General features: G+C 41.0%; 17 protein-coding genes and 1 pseudogene. 16 read left to right on the top strand and 2 right to left on the bottom strand.

Translation table 11 applies throughout. The annotated features are described in order from the left end of the window. Positions 1-17: 17 nt before the first annotated feature. The 13 genes and pseudogenes from A8F95_RS13600 (at position 18) to A8F95_RS13540 (ending at position 13270) form a co-directional block, all read left to right on the top strand. A complete protein-coding gene (locus A8F95_RS13600) occupies positions 18-1763 on the top strand; it encodes a SulP family inorganic anion transporter (RefSeq protein WP_245671328.1) in 1746 nt (581 codons plus the stop codon). Positions 1764-1780: 17 nt separating this feature from the next. Then, positions 1781-2119 (top strand): ArsR/SmtB family transcription factor, encoded by a 339-nt coding sequence (locus tag A8F95_RS13595; protein WP_065410994.1) that lies wholly within the window; start codon positions 1781-1783, stop codon positions 2117-2119. A gap of 615 nt (positions 2120-2734) precedes the next feature. Beyond that, positions 2735-5314 carry a helicase-related protein gene (locus A8F95_RS13590; RefSeq protein ID WP_342669959.1) on the top strand — a complete coding sequence of 860 codons (2580 nt, stop codon included), beginning with the start codon at positions 2735-2737 and terminating at the stop codon, positions 5312-5314. A 94-nt stretch (positions 5315-5408) separates the two neighbouring features. After that, on the top strand, positions 5409-6266 hold the full coding sequence (locus tag A8F95_RS13585) for a dimethylarginine dimethylaminohydrolase family protein (RefSeq protein ID WP_065410992.1): 858 nt from the start codon (positions 5409-5411) through the stop codon (positions 6264-6266). 128 nt (positions 6267-6394) lie between these two features. After that, a complete protein-coding gene (locus tag A8F95_RS13580) occupies positions 6395-6913 on the top strand; it encodes a mismatch-specific DNA-glycosylase (protein WP_065410991.1) in 519 nt (172 codons plus the stop codon). Between the two features lie 2 nt (positions 6914-6915). Next, entirely contained in the window at positions 6916-7401 is a 486-nt protein-coding gene (locus A8F95_RS13575; protein ID WP_342669958.1) for a DUF456 domain-containing protein, read from the top strand. Positions 7402-7510: 109 nt separating this feature from the next. Beyond that, positions 7511-8539, top strand: a complete 1029-nt coding sequence (gene desA / locus A8F95_RS13570; protein ID WP_065410990.1) for a Delta(5) desaturase DesA — start codon at positions 7511-7513, stop codon at positions 8537-8539. Between the two features lie 43 nt (positions 8540-8582). After that, positions 8583-9104: pseudogene (locus A8F95_RS13565) on the top strand (dimethylarginine dimethylaminohydrolase family protein); the annotation flags it as partial. 128 nt (positions 9105-9232) lie between these two features. Continuing rightward, complete coding sequence (locus A8F95_RS13560) at positions 9233-9751, top strand: mismatch-specific DNA-glycosylase (RefSeq protein WP_065410991.1); 519 nt, start codon at positions 9233-9235, stop codon at positions 9749-9751. A 2-nt stretch (positions 9752-9753) separates the two neighbouring features. Continuing rightward, positions 9754-10239: a DUF456 domain-containing protein gene (locus tag A8F95_RS13555; RefSeq protein ID WP_342669958.1), complete on the top strand. Its 486-nt coding sequence runs from the start codon at positions 9754-9756 to the stop codon at positions 10237-10239. 109 nt (positions 10240-10348) lie between these two features. Then, the gene (desA, locus tag A8F95_RS13550; RefSeq protein WP_065410990.1) at positions 10349-11377 is read left to right on the top strand and encodes a Delta(5) desaturase DesA; all 1029 of its coding nucleotides are present in this window, start codon (positions 10349-10351) and stop codon (positions 11375-11377) included. 160 nt (positions 11378-11537) lie between these two features. Further along, the gene (locus A8F95_RS13545; RefSeq protein ID WP_065410989.1) at positions 11538-12668 is read left to right on the top strand and encodes a sensor histidine kinase; all 1131 of its coding nucleotides are present in this window, start codon (positions 11538-11540) and stop codon (positions 12666-12668) included. 2 nt (positions 12669-12670) lie between these two features. Further along, positions 12671-13270, top strand: a complete 600-nt coding sequence (locus A8F95_RS13540; protein WP_065410988.1) for a response regulator transcription factor — start codon at positions 12671-12673, stop codon at positions 13268-13270. Positions 13271-13358: 88 nt separating this feature from the next. Here A8F95_RS13540 and A8F95_RS13535 read toward each other — a convergent pair whose 3' ends face one another. Next, complete coding sequence (locus A8F95_RS13535; protein ID WP_049662233.1) at positions 13359-13484, bottom strand: small acid-soluble spore protein P; 126 nt, start codon at positions 13482-13484, stop codon at positions 13359-13361. Continuing rightward, positions 13484-13651 carry a hypothetical protein gene (locus A8F95_RS22530; protein ID WP_176713698.1) on the bottom strand — a complete coding sequence of 56 codons (168 nt, stop codon included), beginning with the start codon at positions 13649-13651 and terminating at the stop codon, positions 13484-13486. The genes A8F95_RS13535 and A8F95_RS22530 overlap by 1 nt, the downstream gene beginning before the upstream one ends. Before the next feature lie 258 nt (positions 13652-13909). Between A8F95_RS22530 and A8F95_RS22525 the strand changes: the two genes are divergently transcribed. From A8F95_RS22525 to qoxB, 3 genes are all read left to right on the top strand, one after another. After that, on the top strand, positions 13910-14068 hold the full coding sequence (locus A8F95_RS22525) for a hypothetical protein (protein WP_176713697.1): 159 nt from the start codon (positions 13910-13912) through the stop codon (positions 14066-14068). A 553-nt stretch (positions 14069-14621) separates the two neighbouring features. After that, the gene (qoxA, locus tag A8F95_RS13525) at positions 14622-15548 is read left to right on the top strand and encodes a cytochrome aa3 quinol oxidase subunit II (RefSeq protein WP_065410986.1); all 927 of its coding nucleotides are present in this window, start codon (positions 14622-14624) and stop codon (positions 15546-15548) included. Positions 15549-15622: 74 nt separating this feature from the next. Next, complete coding sequence (gene qoxB, locus A8F95_RS13520; RefSeq protein ID WP_065410985.1) at positions 15623-17566, top strand: cytochrome aa3 quinol oxidase subunit I; 1944 nt, start codon at positions 15623-15625, stop codon at positions 17564-17566. The last annotated feature ends 2 nt before the right edge of the window (positions 17567-17568 follow it).

The following is a 17568-nucleotide window of genomic DNA, read 5'->3' as shown; positions in this document are numbered from 1 at the left end:
GAAAAGAAGGGGTTACGTTGAGTCCGTTGTTACGCTTTTTTAGCAACTATTCCAGTCATCATTTCCGAAAGGACCTGTTAGCAGGCATCATTGTGGGAGTCATCGCACTGCCGCTCGGGATGGCCTTTGCGATTGCTTCTGGCGTAAAGCCTGAATACGGCATTTACACAACGATCATTGCCGGCATTCTCATTTCTATATTTGGAGGCTCGAAATATCAAATTGGCGGTCCGACAGGGGCTTTTGTTCCTGTTCTGCTTGGAATCGTGATGGCTTACGGATATGAAAATCTGCTGATTGCTGGATTTATGGCGGGTGTTCTGCTGCTCTTAATGGGGGCACTTAAATTAGGATCATTAATCAAATTTATTCCCCGCCCGGTTATCATTGGCTTTACTTCAGGAATCGCGGTTATTATTTTTACCGGACAGATGGCTAACTTTTTAGGGCTTAGCCATATTAAACAGCATGAGGACTTTCTTTCTAATATGAAAGAAATCTTCCTTCATTTAGACACGATCAATTTATACAGTGTAACAACGGCTCTTATTTGTTTCTTTTTTATCATTGTCACACCTAAATTTTTACCTAAAATTCCAAGTCCATTAATTGGTCTTCTCGTTTCAAGTATAATAGCGGCTTATTTTTTTCCTGGGCAGGTAGCCACGATTGCTTCTACTTTTGGGGAAATACCGAACTCGCTGCCTCGTTTTCATATGCCGCAGTTTACGCTGGAAAAAATTCACTTGTTACTTGGACCTGCGTTTACAATTGCTGTTCTTGGAGCGATTGAATCATTGTTATCGGCAGTGGTAGCAGATGGAATGACTGGAACGAAACATAACAGCAACCGAGAACTGATGGGACAGGGAGTGGCCAACATCATTACCCCTTTATTTGGAGGAATTGCAGCGACTGGAGCCATCGCTAGGACAGCGACAAATATTAAAAACGGCGCCGTCTCTCCTATGTCGGGGGTCATCCATGGCTTGGCCGTTTTGCTCGTACTCGTACTTTTAGCTCCATATGCTTCTGCTATTCCTTTGGCAAGCATGGCACCTATTTTAATGGTCGTTGCTTGGAATATGAGTGAGCGCAAGGAATTTTCACGCGTCCTACTAACCAAAACAAGCGATTCCTTTATTCTGTTCACTACTTTTATTCTCACTATCTTCGCCAACTTAACGATTGCTGTAGAAGTGGGCTTACTCATGTCGCTTATCCTTTTTGTAAGACGGATGAGTACCTCTCTTAAAATTGATCAGGTTTTGCCTGATCCAACTGATAAAAAGGTGCGTCCGGTTATTGCAGAAGAAGGACACGACTGCCCACAAATCAGTCTTTTCACTGTAGAAGGCCCGCTTTTCTTCGGAGCCGCTCAGTTATTTGAGCATTCAATCATGGGGGCCATACATTACCGTCCAAATGTGTTAATATTGAGGTTGAGCAAAGTTCCATATATGGATACAACTGGAGAGGCTATTTTAGCAAGCATTGTGAAAGATTTTCACAAACACGGCGGGCTCGTTTTAATTTCAGGCATGCAGCCTCAGCTAATGGATGTTATGAAACGGACAAAATTATTTGATATGATCGGGGCAAATCATATTTTTTCTCACACAGGCGAAGCGATCGATTTTGCTTTAACTAAGTTGGATAAGAACAAGTGCCTTGGCTGTAAGCAATATGCTTTCTATGAGTGCGCAGAGCTTTCTGTTGACACAAAAAAGGAGAAAAAAACTGACAAAGGACTTTTAGCTTAAAAGAATGGTGAAAAGAAATGAATGTAGATTTACAACAATTTAAAGCAGATTTTTTTAAAGCTCTTTCTCATCCGCTGCGCATCCGTATTTTAGAACTGTTGGCGGAAGGAGATAAAAATGTTAATGAAATTCAGACAGCGATCGGTTCTGAAGGCTCTGCTGTCTCTCAGCAGCTAAGTGTACTGCGCAGCAAAAACATCGTATATGGTACGAAAGATGGGAATCGTGTCGTATATTCCTTAAGAGATTCAATGATCATTGATTTATTAAGGATTGCGCGCCAAATCTTTAATAACCACTTGATTGATACTGTCAGCATGCTGGACCAATTGAGTGACGGAAAAAAAGAGCAGTGACCACCACAAAGTCGAACTCCATCGTAAAGAGCTCTAGCCACTCGAATAGCTAGAGCTCTTTGTGATTTGTAGTGTGATGGTTAATTTATGTACATACGCTTCATAATAAACTGAAAGGAGTATCTCTTTCACCTTCATCTGTAAACCTGGAAAATTATTTATAAATTTTAAAAAAATGCAACTAAGGAACGTGTGTTCTATTTATCGTTATGGTATAATGAAACAAGCAATAGAATAGGCTTCTCAAGGGTGGTCGGCACACTCCTCCAATGAAAAAGGAGGGAGGTGATGCCGTATGACAACGTTTGAAACACTCATGTTTGCAGTCGCTTTTGCAGGCTTAGTCGTGTCGATTTTGTCATTCCATAAAAAAGACTAAAACCGCCCTTGAGTTTACCCAGCTCCGGCGGTTTTAGCATGTTAGATGCTGATCCCCTAGAAGGGACCTGCTATTGCATAGCCGTTTCGATGTGCCCAGCATCGAAACGGTCTCTTTAAAATATGTGTTTTCTCCTAGATTATACCCCAACGTTCGAGATTTGCCAACAAGAACGAGCTTCTCCTCTTTATTATTGCTCCTTGTTCTTCAACAAATAAACAACATGAAAGGAAACGATGATGAATAATTTTTCCAATATCTATTCAGACGCCATCTCTCATACAAAGCAAAAAGTTCACGATGATCTTTTTGCTTATCTCGGAAACAAAGACCACATGCCCTTGTTTAAAGAGTATGTAAAGCACCGAGAGTTATACATTCAACAAATTTGGTTAAACGTGTGGCTAAACAAGGCTTCCAATGAACTAACGAGCAAGGAAAAGCGGACGTTTTTAAGAGAGAAAGGCTTCGTGACGAAAGATGTAGCGAAAAAACTGATTAATCAACTATTTCGTAATGAAATTAGAAGCTATGGACCATTTGATACAATGCAATGGCTGAATGAAAAATATGGAGCCCTTTCTGCTGATTCGTGGCGGGACCTCTATGAAAAAGCCCGCTCTTGCTTTCTAGCTGAGCAGGATCAAAAACGCCAGGAGAAAGAAAAGCAAGCCGTTCATGATTTAATCGAGACGGAAACAGAGAAGCTTCTAGGAGAAAAGAAAGAGTTATTGTACTTGTCGTTTAGACAAGCTATGGCAGTCCGTCTAGAAAAAGATCTTCAGGAACAAACAAGGTTTTATCCGATCGATCCTGCTGCTCTTGAAGAACAGCTAATCGAAGACGGCACATTCGATGCAAAGGACTATGAAACAGCCGGAGATTTCTTCACAGAACTAACAGGGGGCATTGAGAAGTCCTGGAATTGGGAATTTGAGTATGAAACCTACCATTCGCTATATGAACAGCATGCGGCAGAATGCGTATTTGATTTAGCGTTAGAGGAAATTTTATCTAGTCTTCCTGACCGCTTGAAAGAACAGTATCAACAGGCATATGGAGAATTCCTTGCGGCTGATAGTCTTTATGACTTAGTGGATCACCTTCTTTCAGGAATGGTTTGGGAATTCTTTGAAGAATTGAATGAGGAATTAGTAGACCACCTTCTGGTCATTGCGTCCATGCCACATGATGAAGCTGTACAGCAAGAGCTGTATGATCAGCAACGGGCAGAAAGAGAACAAAAGAAAGAAAAAAGACTCGCAGAAATCAAACGCAGACAAGACGAAGAAGAAAGACAAATTGAAGAAATTTTTGGGCAAGCTTATCATCCTCCCTCCGAAAGAAACGTGCATTACATTCTTCATATCGGTGAAACGAATACTGGTAAAACCCACCGGGCACTTCAAAGAATGAAAAAAGCCGAAAGTGGCCTTTATCTTGCGCCACTCCGTCTTTTAGCACTTGAAGTATATGAAAAATTAAACAAAGAAGGGATCATGTGCTCCTTAAAAACAGGTGAAGAGGAGAAGGTGCAGCCAAACGCCCGTCACGCTTCCTGTACGGTAGAAATGTTTCATGAAAAAGACCTATACGATGTTGTCGTCATTGATGAAGCACAAATGATTGCTGATAAAGACCGTGGTTTCTCCTGGTACAAAGCCATTACTGGTGCCCGTGCCGCTGAAGTGCATATTATCGCCAGCCGAAATATGAAAAACATGCTCATCCAGCTTCTCGGTGATAATGAATACGAGCTTCATGAATACAGCCGTGACATTCCACTGAAGGTAGAACCAGCCCCTTTTAAATTAACCGATACAGCTAAAGGGGATGCGCTCGTTTGTTTTTCGAGAAAAGAAGTATTGGAAACAGCAGCCAAGCTAAGGAGAAATCGTTTTTCCGTCAGCATGATCTACGGCAGCATGCCGCCGGAAACGAGAAAAAAGCAGATGCAGCAGTTTATTGAAGGGAAGACGTCTGTCATTGTATCAACGGACGCCATTGGAATGGGGTTAAATTTACCTATCCAGCGTATCGTCTTTTTAAAAAATGAAAAATTCGATGGCACACGAAGAAGGCTGCTCACATCGCAGGAAGTGAAGCAGATTGCTGGACGTGCCGGAAGAAAAGGGATTTATCCTGTCGGAAAGGTCGCTTTCACTTCTGACGTTAAAAAGATGACTTATTTGCTTGAAAAAGAAGACGAGCCGGTCCGAACATTTGCCATTGCCCCGACAGCGGCTGTTTTCGAACGTTTTCAGCGCTATTATCGCGACCTCGGTATATTTTTCGAATTGTGGCACCGATTCAAGAGCCCAAAAGGAACAAAGAAAGCCGCTCTTTCTCAAGAGCGCTATCTATACGAAATTATCCAAGGCAGTGAAATTGAAGCGCGGATGCCAATGATTGACCTATATGGCTTTTTGCATCTCCCATTTTCTACAAAGGAACCCGGCATGACAAAACAATGGGTAGCAACAATGCAAGCACTCGTTAATGGGATGGATCTTCCTGAACCTATTGTAAAAAGAGGGAATCTTGAAGATTTAGAGCTATCTTATAAAGCCATTGGTTTACATCTTTTATTTTTATACCGGCTCGGCCGGCAAACAGAAGCGATCTATTGGGAGCGGCTGCGCCACATGATAAGCGATGAAGTTCATAAACATTTACAATCTGGGGAAACGGGTAAAGGCAAAACTTGCAGAATGTGCGGAAAAAAGCTGCCTTCTCATTTTCGATACCAAATTTGCGATGACTGCCATGTTTCCAAACAAAAAAAGAAATATGGCCGAAAGAAAAAGTTTAGTTAACAAACCGTCATTGTTCTTTAAGAGAGCACTGGTTTAGTCTCTATCCCTTTCAGGGAATACAGAACATATAAACTAGGTTCTCAGGAGGAAGATCATGACATTAGCTTCAAGACAAAGTCAGCCTGTCACTTCTTGCAACAGTGAATATGAGCGGCTGCGCAAGGTATTGCTCTGCCAGCCGCAATATATGGCGATTAAAGAAATTATTAATGAAACTCAAGAACAATTTAAAGAAGAAAATATTCAGGTAAAGCGGGCATTAAAGCAGCATCGGCAGTTTTCCCATCTTCTTCAGCAGCATGGCATTGAAGTAATGGAGCTGCCGCCACACCCAGCATATCCTGAGCAAGTATTTACACGAGATATTGGATTTACTATCGGTGATCAGGTATTTATCGCTGGTATGGCAAGCGGTATCCGTCGCGGTGAAGAGGAAATACTAAAAAATTGGCTCGATCAGGAACACATTTCTTATTGCCAATCAACAGAAGGAACGATTGAAGGCGGCGATGTGATCGTTAATGGCCACACCATTTATATAGGCATCAGCAGCCGAACGGATGAAAAAGCCGTTAAGGAGCTCCAAACGCAACTGCCTGATTATGAAATTATTCCAATCCCTTTCAATGAAAAATATTTACATTTAGATTGTGTGTTTAACATTCTATCCCCAAATGAAGCGTTAATCTTTCCAAAAGCGCTTAACGATCGGGAAAGAAAATTATTAGGGGAGAGGTTCCGTCTTATTGAAGTGTCAGAAGAGGAACAGTTTTCCCTTGGGACAAATGTGCTTTCCATTGGCGGCAAAAAAGTATTCAGCTTACCGATCAATAAAGAAGTGAATGAGCAGCTTACTAAGAGAGGGTACACTGTCATTGAAGTAGACATCACCGAAATTATTAAGTCGGGAGGATCATTCCGGTGCTGCACAATGCCGTTGCTGCGTGGATAGAGAAGAGCCGGGCGTAAAAGCGTCCGGTTTTTCTTATTTGAAACCATTTTCTTTCTTTTACGTATACTAAACGGGTAAATAAACCATTCGGTAAACATCAAACATTTTGATACAAAGGGAGTGAGAAGTTGGAACCGATAAGAGATCATTTGCGAGAGGACCTTGACATTTTATTTGTTGGATTTAATCCAAGCCTTCGTTCCGGTGAAACTGGCCACCATTTTGCCAATCCTCATAATCGCTTTTGGACGATTCTACATAGAGCTGGGTTAACGGAAAGGAAATACTCTTCCGAAGAAGATGCTTCTTTATTAAATATAGGATATGGCCTGACAAATATCGTAGCACGGCCAACACGAAATGCCGAAGAAATAACGAAAGAAGAATACGATGAAGGAAGAGAGAGATTAAAAAAGAAAATTTCCCTTTATAAACCACGGATTGTCTGTTTTGTCGGCAAAGGAGTGTACCAGCAATACAGCGGAAGGAAAAAGGTTCCTTGGGGGATGCAGGCTGAGTCAATCGTACCGGGAGTGCTTGACTTCGTCGCCCCTTCTTCTAGCGGCCTCGTCAGGATGAAGATTGACGAAATTATAGCGATTTACAAGGAACTTCCCCAGTATATTCATGAAGGAAAGGAGAGGTGAGTATGATGGAGGCTGTTGCCTGGGTCGGCATTGTTGTTTTATTTATTGCTAGCTTTGCCGGTTTGATTTTCCCTATTATCCCTTCCATCTTATTGCTATGGGGTGGATTTTTACTTTATCATTTTGGCATTAATCACGAGGAACTATCCGTCATTTTTTGGCTGGCAATGGGGATGTTTACCGTTTTAATTATCACAGCCGATATTTTGGCGAATAGTTATTTTGTTAAAAGGTATGGAGGATCCAAATGGGGGGAAAGAATAGCGGGTCTTGCCGTCATTGTGGGCTCATTTGTTTTTCCGCCATTCGGCATTTTGCTCGTTCCGTTTGCGGCTGTTTTCGTAACAGAGCTTCTTATCCAAAAAGATGCTAAAAAAGCCATGATGGTTGGATTCGCTACATTTGTTGGTTTCCTGAGCGGTACAATTGCTAAATTCCTTATTCAATTCATCATGATTATTTGGTTTTTTATTGACACGATAATTTAAAGCATGACACTTGTCATATATCGCATATGACGCGTGCTACTGCCGAACTTTCTCATTCTTTCTTATAATAGAGTTAATAAAATGTATGAAGAGGAAAGGGAAAGACTAAATGAACAAAGAAAATTCAAAATGGCTGCGCAAACAAGTAGCTCCTTATGAAAAAGCAAATACGGCAGCCAGCATCAGACAAATGCTCAATACAATTGTTCCTTTTTGTCTCGTCTGGTATCTTGCCTATCAAAGCTTGTCTGTTTCGTATTTACTGACACTCGCTTTAGCCGTAGTCGGTGCGGGATTCATGACAAGGGTCTTTATTATTTTCCATGATTGTTGTCACTATTCTTTCTTTAAAAGCAGAAAAGCCAATAAAATTGTTGGAACGATTACAGGGATTTTAACGTTCTTCCCGTATAACCAATGGCAGCATAATCATTCCGTTCACCATGCGACAAGCGGTAATCTGGATAAACGCGGCACAGGAGATATTTGGGTTATGACGGTGGATGAATATATGGAAGCGTCTTTCTGGCAGCGATTAGGTTATCGGCTGTATCGCAATCCGTTTGTCATGTTTATCTTAGGGCCAACATATGTTTTCTTAATTGAAAACCGTTTTAATCGCAAAGAAGCCCGTTGGAACGAACGGTTGAATACGTATTTCACAAATATCGCAATTGTAGCGATTGTTTCACTGCTCATTTGGGCAGTCGGCTGGGAAGCTTTTCTGTTAGTAGAAGGACCAATTTTTCTCATTGCAGGTTCAGCCGGCGTTTGGCTCTTTTATGTACAGCATACATTTGAAGACTCCTATTTCAAAGAGGATGAAAACTGGAATTACGTGAAAGCAGCTGTGGAAGGCAGCTCTTTTTACAAGCTGCCGAAGCCTTTGCAATGGTTGACTGGAAATATCGGCTTTCACCATGTTCACCATTTAAGCCCGCGCGTGCCTAATTATCAGTTAGAAGCAGCCCATAATCATACGCCTCCTTTGCAAAATGTACCGACGATCACATTAGCAACCAGCTTAAGCTCCCTTAAATTCCGTTTATGGGATGAGCAAAGTGAAAGGTTTGTTACGTTTCGGACAGCAAAGGAATTAGCTGCTCGCAGTAAAGAAAAAAGAGCCTTACAAATTTAACTAAAGAAGAGGAAGAAAACCATGTTTTTACTCATTGTCTNAAGAGGAAATACTAAAAAATTGGCTCGATCAGGAACACATTTCTTATTGCCAATCAACAGAAGGAACGATTGAAGGCGGCGATGTGATCGTTAATGGCCACACCATTTATATAGGCATCAGCAGCCGAACGGATGAAAAAGCCGTTAAGGAGCTCCAAACGCAACTGCCTGATTATGAAATTATTCCAATCCCTTTCAATGAAAAATATTTACATTTAGATTGTGTGTTTAACATTCTATCCCCAAATGAAGCGTTAATCTTTCCAAAAGCGCTTAACGATCGGGAAAGAAAATTATTAGGGGAGAGGTTCCGTCTTATTGAAGTGTCAGAAGAGGAACAGTTTTCCCTTGGGACAAATGTGCTTTCCATTGGCGGCAAAAAAGTATTCAGCTTACCGATCAATAAAGAAGTGAATGAGCAGCTTACTAAGAGAGGGTACACTGTCATTGAAGTAGACATCACCGAAATTATTAAGTCGGGAGGATCATTCCGGTGCTGCACAATGCCGTTGCTGCGTGGATAGAGAAGAGCCGGGCGTAAAAGCGTCCGGTTTTTCTTATTTGAAACCATTTTCTTTCTTTTACGTATACTAAACGGGTAAATAAACCATTCGGTAAACATCAAACATTTTGATACAAAGGGAGTGAGAAGTTGGAACCGATAAGAGATCATTTGCGAGAGGACCTTGACATTTTATTTGTTGGATTTAATCCAAGCCTTCGTTCCGGTGAAACTGGCCACCATTTTGCCAATCCTCATAATCGCTTTTGGACGATTCTACATAGAGCTGGGTTAACGGAAAGGAAATACTCTTCCGAAGAAGATGCTTCTTTATTAAATATAGGATATGGCCTGACAAATATCGTAGCACGGCCAACACGAAATGCCGAAGAAATAACGAAAGAAGAATACGATGAAGGAAGAGAGAGATTAAAAAAGAAAATTTCCCTTTATAAACCACGGATTGTCTGTTTTGTCGGCAAAGGAGTGTACCAGCAATACAGCGGAAGGAAAAAGGTTCCTTGGGGGATGCAGGCTGAGTCAATCGTACCGGGAGTGCTTGACTTCGTCGCCCCTTCTTCTAGCGGCCTCGTCAGGATGAAGATTGACGAAATTATAGCGATTTACAAGGAACTTCCCCAGTATATTCATGAAGGAAAGGAGAGGTGAGTATGATGGAGGCTGTTGCCTGGGTCGGCATTGTTGTTTTATTTATTGCTAGCTTTGCCGGTTTGATTTTCCCTATTATCCCTTCCATCTTATTGCTATGGGGTGGATTTTTACTTTATCATTTTGGCATTAATCACGAGGAACTATCCGTCATTTTTTGGCTGGCAATGGGGATGTTTACCGTTTTAATTATCACAGCCGATATTTTGGCGAATAGTTATTTTGTTAAAAGGTATGGAGGATCCAAATGGGGGGAAAGAATAGCGGGTCTTGCCGTCATTGTGGGCTCATTTGTTTTTCCGCCATTCGGCATTTTGCTCGTTCCGTTTGCGGCTGTTTTCGTAACAGAGCTTCTTATCCAAAAAGATGCTAAAAAAGCCATGATGGTTGGATTCGCTACATTTGTTGGTTTCCTGAGCGGTACAATTGCTAAATTCCTTATTCAATTCATCATGATTATTTGGTTTTTTATTGACACGATAATTTAAAGCATGACACTTGTCATATATCGCATATGACGCGTGCTACTGCCGAACTTTCTCATTCTTTCTTATAATAGAGTTAATAAAATGTATGAAGAGGAAAGGGAAAGACTAAATGAACAAAGAAAATTCAAAATGGCTGCGCAAACAAGTAGCTCCTTATGAAAAAGCAAATACGGCAGCCAGCATCAGACAAATGCTCAATACAATTGTTCCTTTTTGTCTCGTCTGGTATCTTGCCTATCAAAGCTTGTCTGTTTCGTATTTACTGACACTCGCTTTAGCCGTAGTCGGTGCGGGATTCATGACAAGGGTCTTTATTATTTTCCATGATTGTTGTCACTATTCTTTCTTTAAAAGCAGAAAAGCCAATAAAATTGTTGGAACGATTACAGGGATTTTAACGTTCTTCCCGTATAACCAATGGCAGCATAATCATTCCGTTCACCATGCGACAAGCGGTAATCTGGATAAACGCGGCACAGGAGATATTTGGGTTATGACGGTGGATGAATATATGGAAGCGTCTTTCTGGCAGCGATTAGGTTATCGGCTGTATCGCAATCCGTTTGTCATGTTTATCTTAGGGCCAACATATGTTTTCTTAATTGAAAACCGTTTTAATCGCAAAGAAGCCCGTTGGAACGAACGGTTGAATACGTATTTCACAAATATCGCAATTGTAGCGATTGTTTCACTGCTCATTTGGGCAGTCGGCTGGGAAGCTTTTCTGTTAGTAGAAGGACCAATTTTTCTCATTGCAGGTTCAGCCGGCGTTTGGCTCTTTTATGTACAGCATACATTTGAAGACTCCTATTTCAAAGAGGATGAAAACTGGAATTACGTGAAAGCAGCTGTGGAAGGCAGCTCTTTTTACAAGCTGCCGAAGCCTTTGCAATGGTTGACTGGAAATATCGGCTTTCACCATGTTCACCATTTAAGCCCGCGCGTGCCTAATTATCAGTTAGAAGCAGCCCATAATCATACGCCTCCTTTGCAAAATGTACCGACGATCACATTAGCAACCAGCTTAAGCTCCCTTAAATTCCGTTTATGGGATGAGCAAAGTGAAAGGTTTGTTACGTTTCGGACAGCAAAGGAATTAGCTGCTCGCAGTAAAGAAAAAAGAGCCTTACAAATTTAACTAAAGAAGAGGAAGAAAACCATGTTTTTACTCATTGTCTGAAAAAATCAGATTGGGTGAAAGCATGGTTTTTCAACAGGGGAAGGATTCACTAGCTATTTGAATTCCTTTATACTAAAAAAGACAGATTTACTTTTACCATAAAAATGGGGTTTTGATTATGCAAAGAAGGTACAAGACCTTTCAAAAAGGTTCCGGCATTTCTCCTTATATATGGAGCGTACTTAGTTTATTGCCTTTTTATTTTATTTTCCAGTATTCTTCTACGATTGGGATCGTCATCGGCATTACGCTTACCATTTTGTTTTTCATTTCTTACCGCTTGGCCTTTTTGTCTAAAAAGTGGCCAGTCTACTTATGGACTTGTATTCTGATCGGTATATCCATTACGATGACGATCTTGTTCCAGTTTGTTTATTTTGCTTTTTATATCGCTTATTACAACGGCAACATTAAAAATCGCATTGCATTTATTACCCTTTACATCATTCACTTAATTGGTACGATTGTTTCTTTTAACTACCATCTTGTTCTTCAAAGTCAGCTGTTTATTAAGCAGCTGCCCTTTATTATCATCGTTTGGATCAGCGTCATCTTGCTGCCATTTAATATTTATAATCGAAAAAAACAAGAACAGTTAGAGGAGCAGTTAAAAGATGCAAATGACCGTATTTCTGAGCTTGTCAAAATGGAAGAGCGCCAAAGAATTGCGCGCGACCTTCATGACACATTAGGACAGCGACTATCTTTAATCGGGTTGAAGAGTGATTTAGCAGGAAGGCTGATTACGAAAGATCCGGAGCAGGCGAGAAATGAATTGAAGGATGTACAGCAAACAGCCCGAACGGCCTTAAACGAAGTGAGAAAGATGGTTTCTTCTATGCGCGGCATTCGCTTGAAGGATGAAATTGTCCTTGTAAAGCAAATCCTGCAGGCGGCGCAAATTGAGTTTGTCGGTGAGGAAGACCCGAAGTTGGCAAATGTTTCCTTATTTTTGGAGAATATCTTAAGTATGAGTTTAAAGGAAGCCGTCACAAATGTAGTGAAACATAGTCATGCAACCAAATGTGAAGTGAAAATGGAGCAAACCGAAAAAGATATCCGCATCACTGTAAAAGACAACGGAGAGGGGCTTGCAGTTGATCAGGCATTTGAAACGGGAAATGGTCTTTTAGGGATGAAAGAGCGACTGGAATTTGTTAATGGCTATTTAGATATTCATTCAGATCATGGCACCACACTCATGATTACCGTACCAAATGATGTAAAGCAAAGGGAGAAGGAGAGATGAACATGATTCGAATTGTCATTGCAGAGGACCAGAGGATGCTTCTTGGGGCATTGGGCTCTCTTCTTAGCCTTGAGGAGGATATTGAAGTAGTGGGCAAGGCATCAAATGGCGAAGAAGCGATTGCTCTCGTTCAACAATTGAAGCCCGATATATGCGTTATGGACATTGAAATGCCGGGAAAAAGCGGATTGGAGGCAGCTGAAGAATTAAAAGGGCTCGGCTGCAAAGTCATCATATTGACAACCTTTGCCCGTACCGGTTATTTTCAGCGGGCCTTAAAAGCGAAAGTAAGTGGCTATTTGCTAAAAGACAGCCCCAGTGAAGAATTGGCTGATTCTATTCGCAGCATTATGGCTGGAAGGAGGATTTACGCACCTGAATTAATGGATGATTTTTATGGGGAGGAAAATCCTTTAACAGAGCGGGAAAAAGAAGTGCTCGCACTCGTAGCTGAAGGGAAAAACACAAAAGAAATTGCGGATGAGCTTCAAATCAAAAACGGGACAGTCAGAAATTACATTTCCACAATCTTTGATAAGCTTCATGTGAAAAATCGAATTGAAGCCATTTCTCAGTCTAGAGAAAAAGGCTGGTTCAAATAAATAGAAGAAAAAATGCCTCCATACTGTGCTATCAAGATAATAGCGGCATGGAGGCATTTTCATTGCTTAAAATCAAAACAACGAACGATTACATGTCATGTCCGCTATTTTGATTTTGCCTAGAGTGATTCTTGTTTTTTACCTTGTGAGACCCACTAAGCGGCTTGGGCTGTCCGGATTGCTGCATTTTTGTTTTTGAAGGATTTCTTCCCATCATACGCCTCCAAGTGTCACATCAGGATTATCTGCTGTGTTCTCGGTCGAGAAGCGCTTTTCTTCTGCTTCAGAGTAAGTCATCCGGTACGGGAAACGCTCAGCGTGCTGCGCAACAGAATCTTTGCCTTGTTGAACAAAACGTTTCGACTTGTTACTTTTTCCCATGATCATCCCTCCGAAGTGCGTATTGCACAGGGCTCGCTGTGCTGTTTTTAGTTTGTCTCAATAGAACGTTTCTATAAAGTGAATAAATGGATAGGAAACCGATTGAACAAATATAAATATTTTAAGGTATATTTCTGCAAATAACGGCTATTATAATAAGGCAAGGAACGAAAACTCCAATGGGGTGATGGCTTTGGGAACAGATCGTACTAACCCAGAAACGGGATTTTCAATAATCACATCATACAAATGAGGTGTTTGTCGAAGATTAAGTACAGGCTGTACAAACCATTCGTCTCTCTTGCGCAAAAAAGCGGTACGCCAACTGGCGTGCCGTTTTTTATTGAAGAATTTGTCAAAATCGCAGCAATGATTTCGTTAACACTTACCATTGATATTAGAAAACGGAAAGTTTAAAGAGCAAGGAAGTGGTCCTTGCTCCAACCTGTCAAGCTACATTTCACACTTGCAAGGGGAAAGTAGATAGTCTTGCTAGCTTTGAAAACGAGCATCCAGAGAGCACGATAGAAAAGTTTGAAAAATTTGTGACTGCTTTACTGATTGGGTATCTTTTAGTCTCCTCTTCTTTGCCAAAAAACTTTAATGAAATACAATATAAAAAGGATTCTCTATGTATTCTCTTTAATAGTAAGGCATTCACTTTTGTTGGTTGTTATTTCAAAATATTTTTATCCTCTTATCCTTTACTTTGCTACCAATATTCTACTCTTTTTCACAACCTATTACAAAATAACCTTAAATTCCCTTTTGTTCCATGATAACAATGAACAGTTTGTGACATTGCGCAATATTAATTGTATTTTTGTATCAATGGTACTAAGATAAAAATTGATATAAGAAATAGAGAAACGTATGTTGAACTCACTAATAACTTTTGTGAAATAGTTAACAATATGTTCACAATTTGTAGTTCTACGGTTCTTTGAAACTTGGAGAAAGGGGTTACGTTATGAAATTCAAATGGCCTGTTTTATCTGTACTTTTTGTTATTGCTACTGTGCTTGCCGGTTGCGATAATCGATTATTGGTCCTCGACCCTAAAGGACCTCAAGCTGCGACACAAGCCAAAGACATTATGTTATCCATTGGAATTATGTCCTTTATTGTCATTGCTGTTTTCGCGCTATTAGCGTTTATGCTAACCAAATATCGTGCTTCCAAACAACCGAAGGATTATGAACCACCACATATCGAAGGAAATGCGATTGTTGAAGCGATTTGTGTGGGGATTCCAATTTTAATTGTTGCTTACCTTTCCTTTGTATCTGTTCAAAGTAACTATAAAGTGGAGGCGCGTCCTGAAGGATACGGAGACAAAGAACCGTTAGTGGTTTATGCTTCATCCTCTAACTGGAAGTGGCACTTCAGTTATCCGGAGGAAGGGATCGAGACAGTTAACTATCTGTATATACCTACAGACCGGCCGCTTGAATTTAAACTTTATTCTTACGGACCAATCACTAGCTTCTGGATTCCGCAGCTTGGAGGACAAAAGTATGCCATGAGTGATATGGTGACCACGCTGCACTTAGCGGCTGACGAACCAGGGGAATATATGGGCCGAAATGCAAACTTCAGCGGCAAAGGGTTTGCTGAAAATACATTTGATGTTACAGCAATGCCTCAAGATGAATTTGACGATTGGGTAAAAGAAGTTAAGAAAACGGCTAAGCCTCTTACTGAAGAGAAATTTAATGATTTACTAGAGCCAGGACACCTTGGGAAGTCTACTTACACTGGAACTCACTTAGATTTTTCACCAGCTCCAGAAGGTCATCACCATGGATCATCTGATGAGTCTGGGAAGTCCAATGAACATTCAGAGCATGACAGCATGGATGATATGCATTCTGAACATGAAAGCATGCAACATTAAGATTAGTAATCATTCAATCAATTAAACAAGCCTTATACGATAAGCAATTTATTCCTGAAAGGAGTCACAAAAGTATGGATTTCTTTGATCGATTTGCCATACCGCATGCAAGTCCTGCGATTTATGCCTCAATGGTTGCCATTGTTCTTACAAGCGTTGCGATCGTTGCCGGCTTAACGTATTTCAAAAAATGGGGATATTTATGGCGTGAATGGTTAACAACGGTAGACCATAAACGGATCGGTATTATGTATCTGCTTTCTGCTTTGTTAATGTTATTCCGCGGCGGCGTTGATGCAATCATGATGCGCGCTCAGCTTGCTGCTCCTGAAAGTAAGCTGCTGGATGCCCAGCACTATAACGAAATATTCACAACACACGGGGTCGTGATGATCCTCTTTATGGCGATGCCATTCATTATCGGTTTTATGAACTTTGTCGTACCATTACAAATTGGTGCTCGTGACGTAGCGTTTCCACGCTTGAACGCCATAAGCTTCTGGTTATTCTTTATGGGTGCGATGTTATTTAACATCTCTTTCGTTGTCGGGGGTTCTCCTGATGCAGGCTGGACTTCTTATTTCCCGCTGGCAGGCAATGAATTTAGTGAGTCTGTCGGAACGAACTATTATATGATCGCGATCCAGATTGCTGGTATCGGGACATTGATGACAGGGATTAACTTTATGACGACTATTCTTAAAATGAGAGCACCTGGCATGACATTAATGAAAATGCCAATGTTCACATGGTCTTCTCTTATTACGAATGCGATTATTGTCTTTGCTTTCCCTGTGTTAACCGTGTTGCTTGCAATGGGAACAATGGACCGTCTATTTGGAACACAATTCTTTACAACTGAAAACGGCGGTATGGACATGCTTTGGGCGAACTTCTTCTGGGTATGGGGACATCCTGAAGTATACATCTTGATTCTGCCAGCTTTCGGTATTTACAGTCAGGTTATCTCAACCTTTGCCCGCCGTAATCTATACGGCTACAAATCAATGGTTTGGTCAATGGTTATTATCTCCCTTCTCTCATTCTTAGTTTGGGTTCACCATTTCTTTACAATGGGTCAGGGAGCACTAGCCAACAGTATTTTCTCGATTACAACGATGGCGATTGCCGTTCCAACTGGTGTGAAAATCTTTAACTGGCTGCTTACACTTTGGAAAGGGAAAATCGTTATTACGACGCCGATGCTTTACTCAATGCTTTTCATTCCGCTTTTCACAATCGGCGGGGTGACAGGGGTAATGCTTGGAATGTCAGCCGCGGACTACCAGTACCATAATACAATGTTCTTAGTGGCTCACTTCCATATGGTTATCATTCCAGGTGTTGTCTTTGCGATGCTTGCAGGTCTCACTTTCTATTGGCCAAAAATGTTCGGTTTCATGCTGAACGAGCGAATCGGAAAATTGACAGCATGGATTATTGCTATTAGTACTCTTGTTGCGTTTATGCCAATGTTCTTTACTGGCTTAGATGGACAAGCGCGCCGTATGTACACTTATTCAGAAGCAACTGGCTTTGGGCCGTTAAATATGATCTCCTTCGTTGGAGCACTAGGACTTGCAGCAGGCTTTGTGTTACTCGTTTATAACGTTTACTACAGTACACGTTACGCTTCAAGAGACATCAGCGCCGATCCTTGGGATGCACGTACACTTGAATGGGCAACTCATACTCCAGTTCCATCCTATAACTTTGCGGTTGAGCCGCAAGTGAGTTCAGAGGAACCATTATGGGATGCTAAGAAAAACGGACATGAGTTATTCAAAGGCGAATACAAAGAAATTCATATGCCAAATAATAGCGGAGTGCCATTTATCATGAGCTCGATCTTCTTTGTATGGGGATTCTCATTTGTATTCTCTCTATGGATTCCGTTAATCCTTGCAACAATCGGTATTTTTGCTTGCATGACTCACCGTTCATTTGAAAAAGATCACGGACATCACATTTCAGTTAAAGAAATTGAAGAAACTGAAGAAAAATTGCGAGGTGCTTAATC

Origin of the sequence: Pseudobacillus wudalianchiensis (assembly GCF_001685015.1) — a bacterium.
GTDB lineage: Bacteria > Bacillota > Bacilli > Bacillales > Domibacillaceae > Pseudobacillus > Pseudobacillus wudalianchiensis.
The sequence above is the reverse complement of the archived record's forward strand: the minus strand, read 5'-3'. Positions and strand labels throughout refer to the sequence as shown.

Excerpts from the sequence above, each read along its gene's own strand:
- qoxB (WP_065410985.1), top strand. The coding sequence starts at position 15,623 with ATGGATTTCTTTGATCGATTTGCCATACCGCATGCAAGTCCTGCGATT.
- desA (WP_065410990.1), top strand. The coding sequence starts at position 10,349 with ATGAACAAAGAAAATTCAAAATGGCTGCGCAAACAAGTAGCTCCTTAT.
- A8F95_RS13540 (WP_065410988.1), top strand. The coding sequence starts at position 12,671 with ATGATTCGAATTGTCATTGCAGAGGACCAGAGGATGCTTCTTGGGGCA.
- A8F95_RS22530 (WP_176713698.1), bottom strand. The coding sequence starts at position 13,651 with ATGGGAAAAAGTAACAAGTCGAAACGTTTTGTTCAACAAGGCAAAGAT.
- A8F95_RS13555 (WP_342669958.1), top strand. The coding sequence starts at position 9,754 with ATGATGGAGGCTGTTGCCTGGGTCGGCATTGTTGTTTTATTTATTGCT.
- A8F95_RS13585 (WP_065410992.1), top strand. The coding sequence starts at position 5,409 with ATGACATTAGCTTCAAGACAAAGTCAGCCTGTCACTTCTTGCAACAGT.
- A8F95_RS13535 (WP_049662233.1), bottom strand. The coding sequence starts at position 13,484 with ATGGGAAGAAATCCTTCAAAAACAAAAATGCAGCAATCCGGACAGCCC.
- desA (WP_065410990.1), top strand. The coding sequence starts at position 7,511 with ATGAACAAAGAAAATTCAAAATGGCTGCGCAAACAAGTAGCTCCTTAT.
- A8F95_RS13545 (WP_065410989.1), top strand. The coding sequence starts at position 11,538 with ATGCAAAGAAGGTACAAGACCTTTCAAAAAGGTTCCGGCATTTCTCCT.
- A8F95_RS13595 (WP_065410994.1), top strand. The coding sequence starts at position 1,781 with ATGAATGTAGATTTACAACAATTTAAAGCAGATTTTTTTAAAGCTCTT.
- A8F95_RS13575 (WP_342669958.1), top strand. The coding sequence starts at position 6,916 with ATGATGGAGGCTGTTGCCTGGGTCGGCATTGTTGTTTTATTTATTGCT.
- qoxA (WP_065410986.1), top strand. The coding sequence starts at position 14,622 with ATGAAATTCAAATGGCCTGTTTTATCTGTACTTTTTGTTATTGCTACT.
- A8F95_RS13590 (WP_342669959.1), top strand. The coding sequence starts at position 2,735 with ATGATGAATAATTTTTCCAATATCTATTCAGACGCCATCTCTCATACA.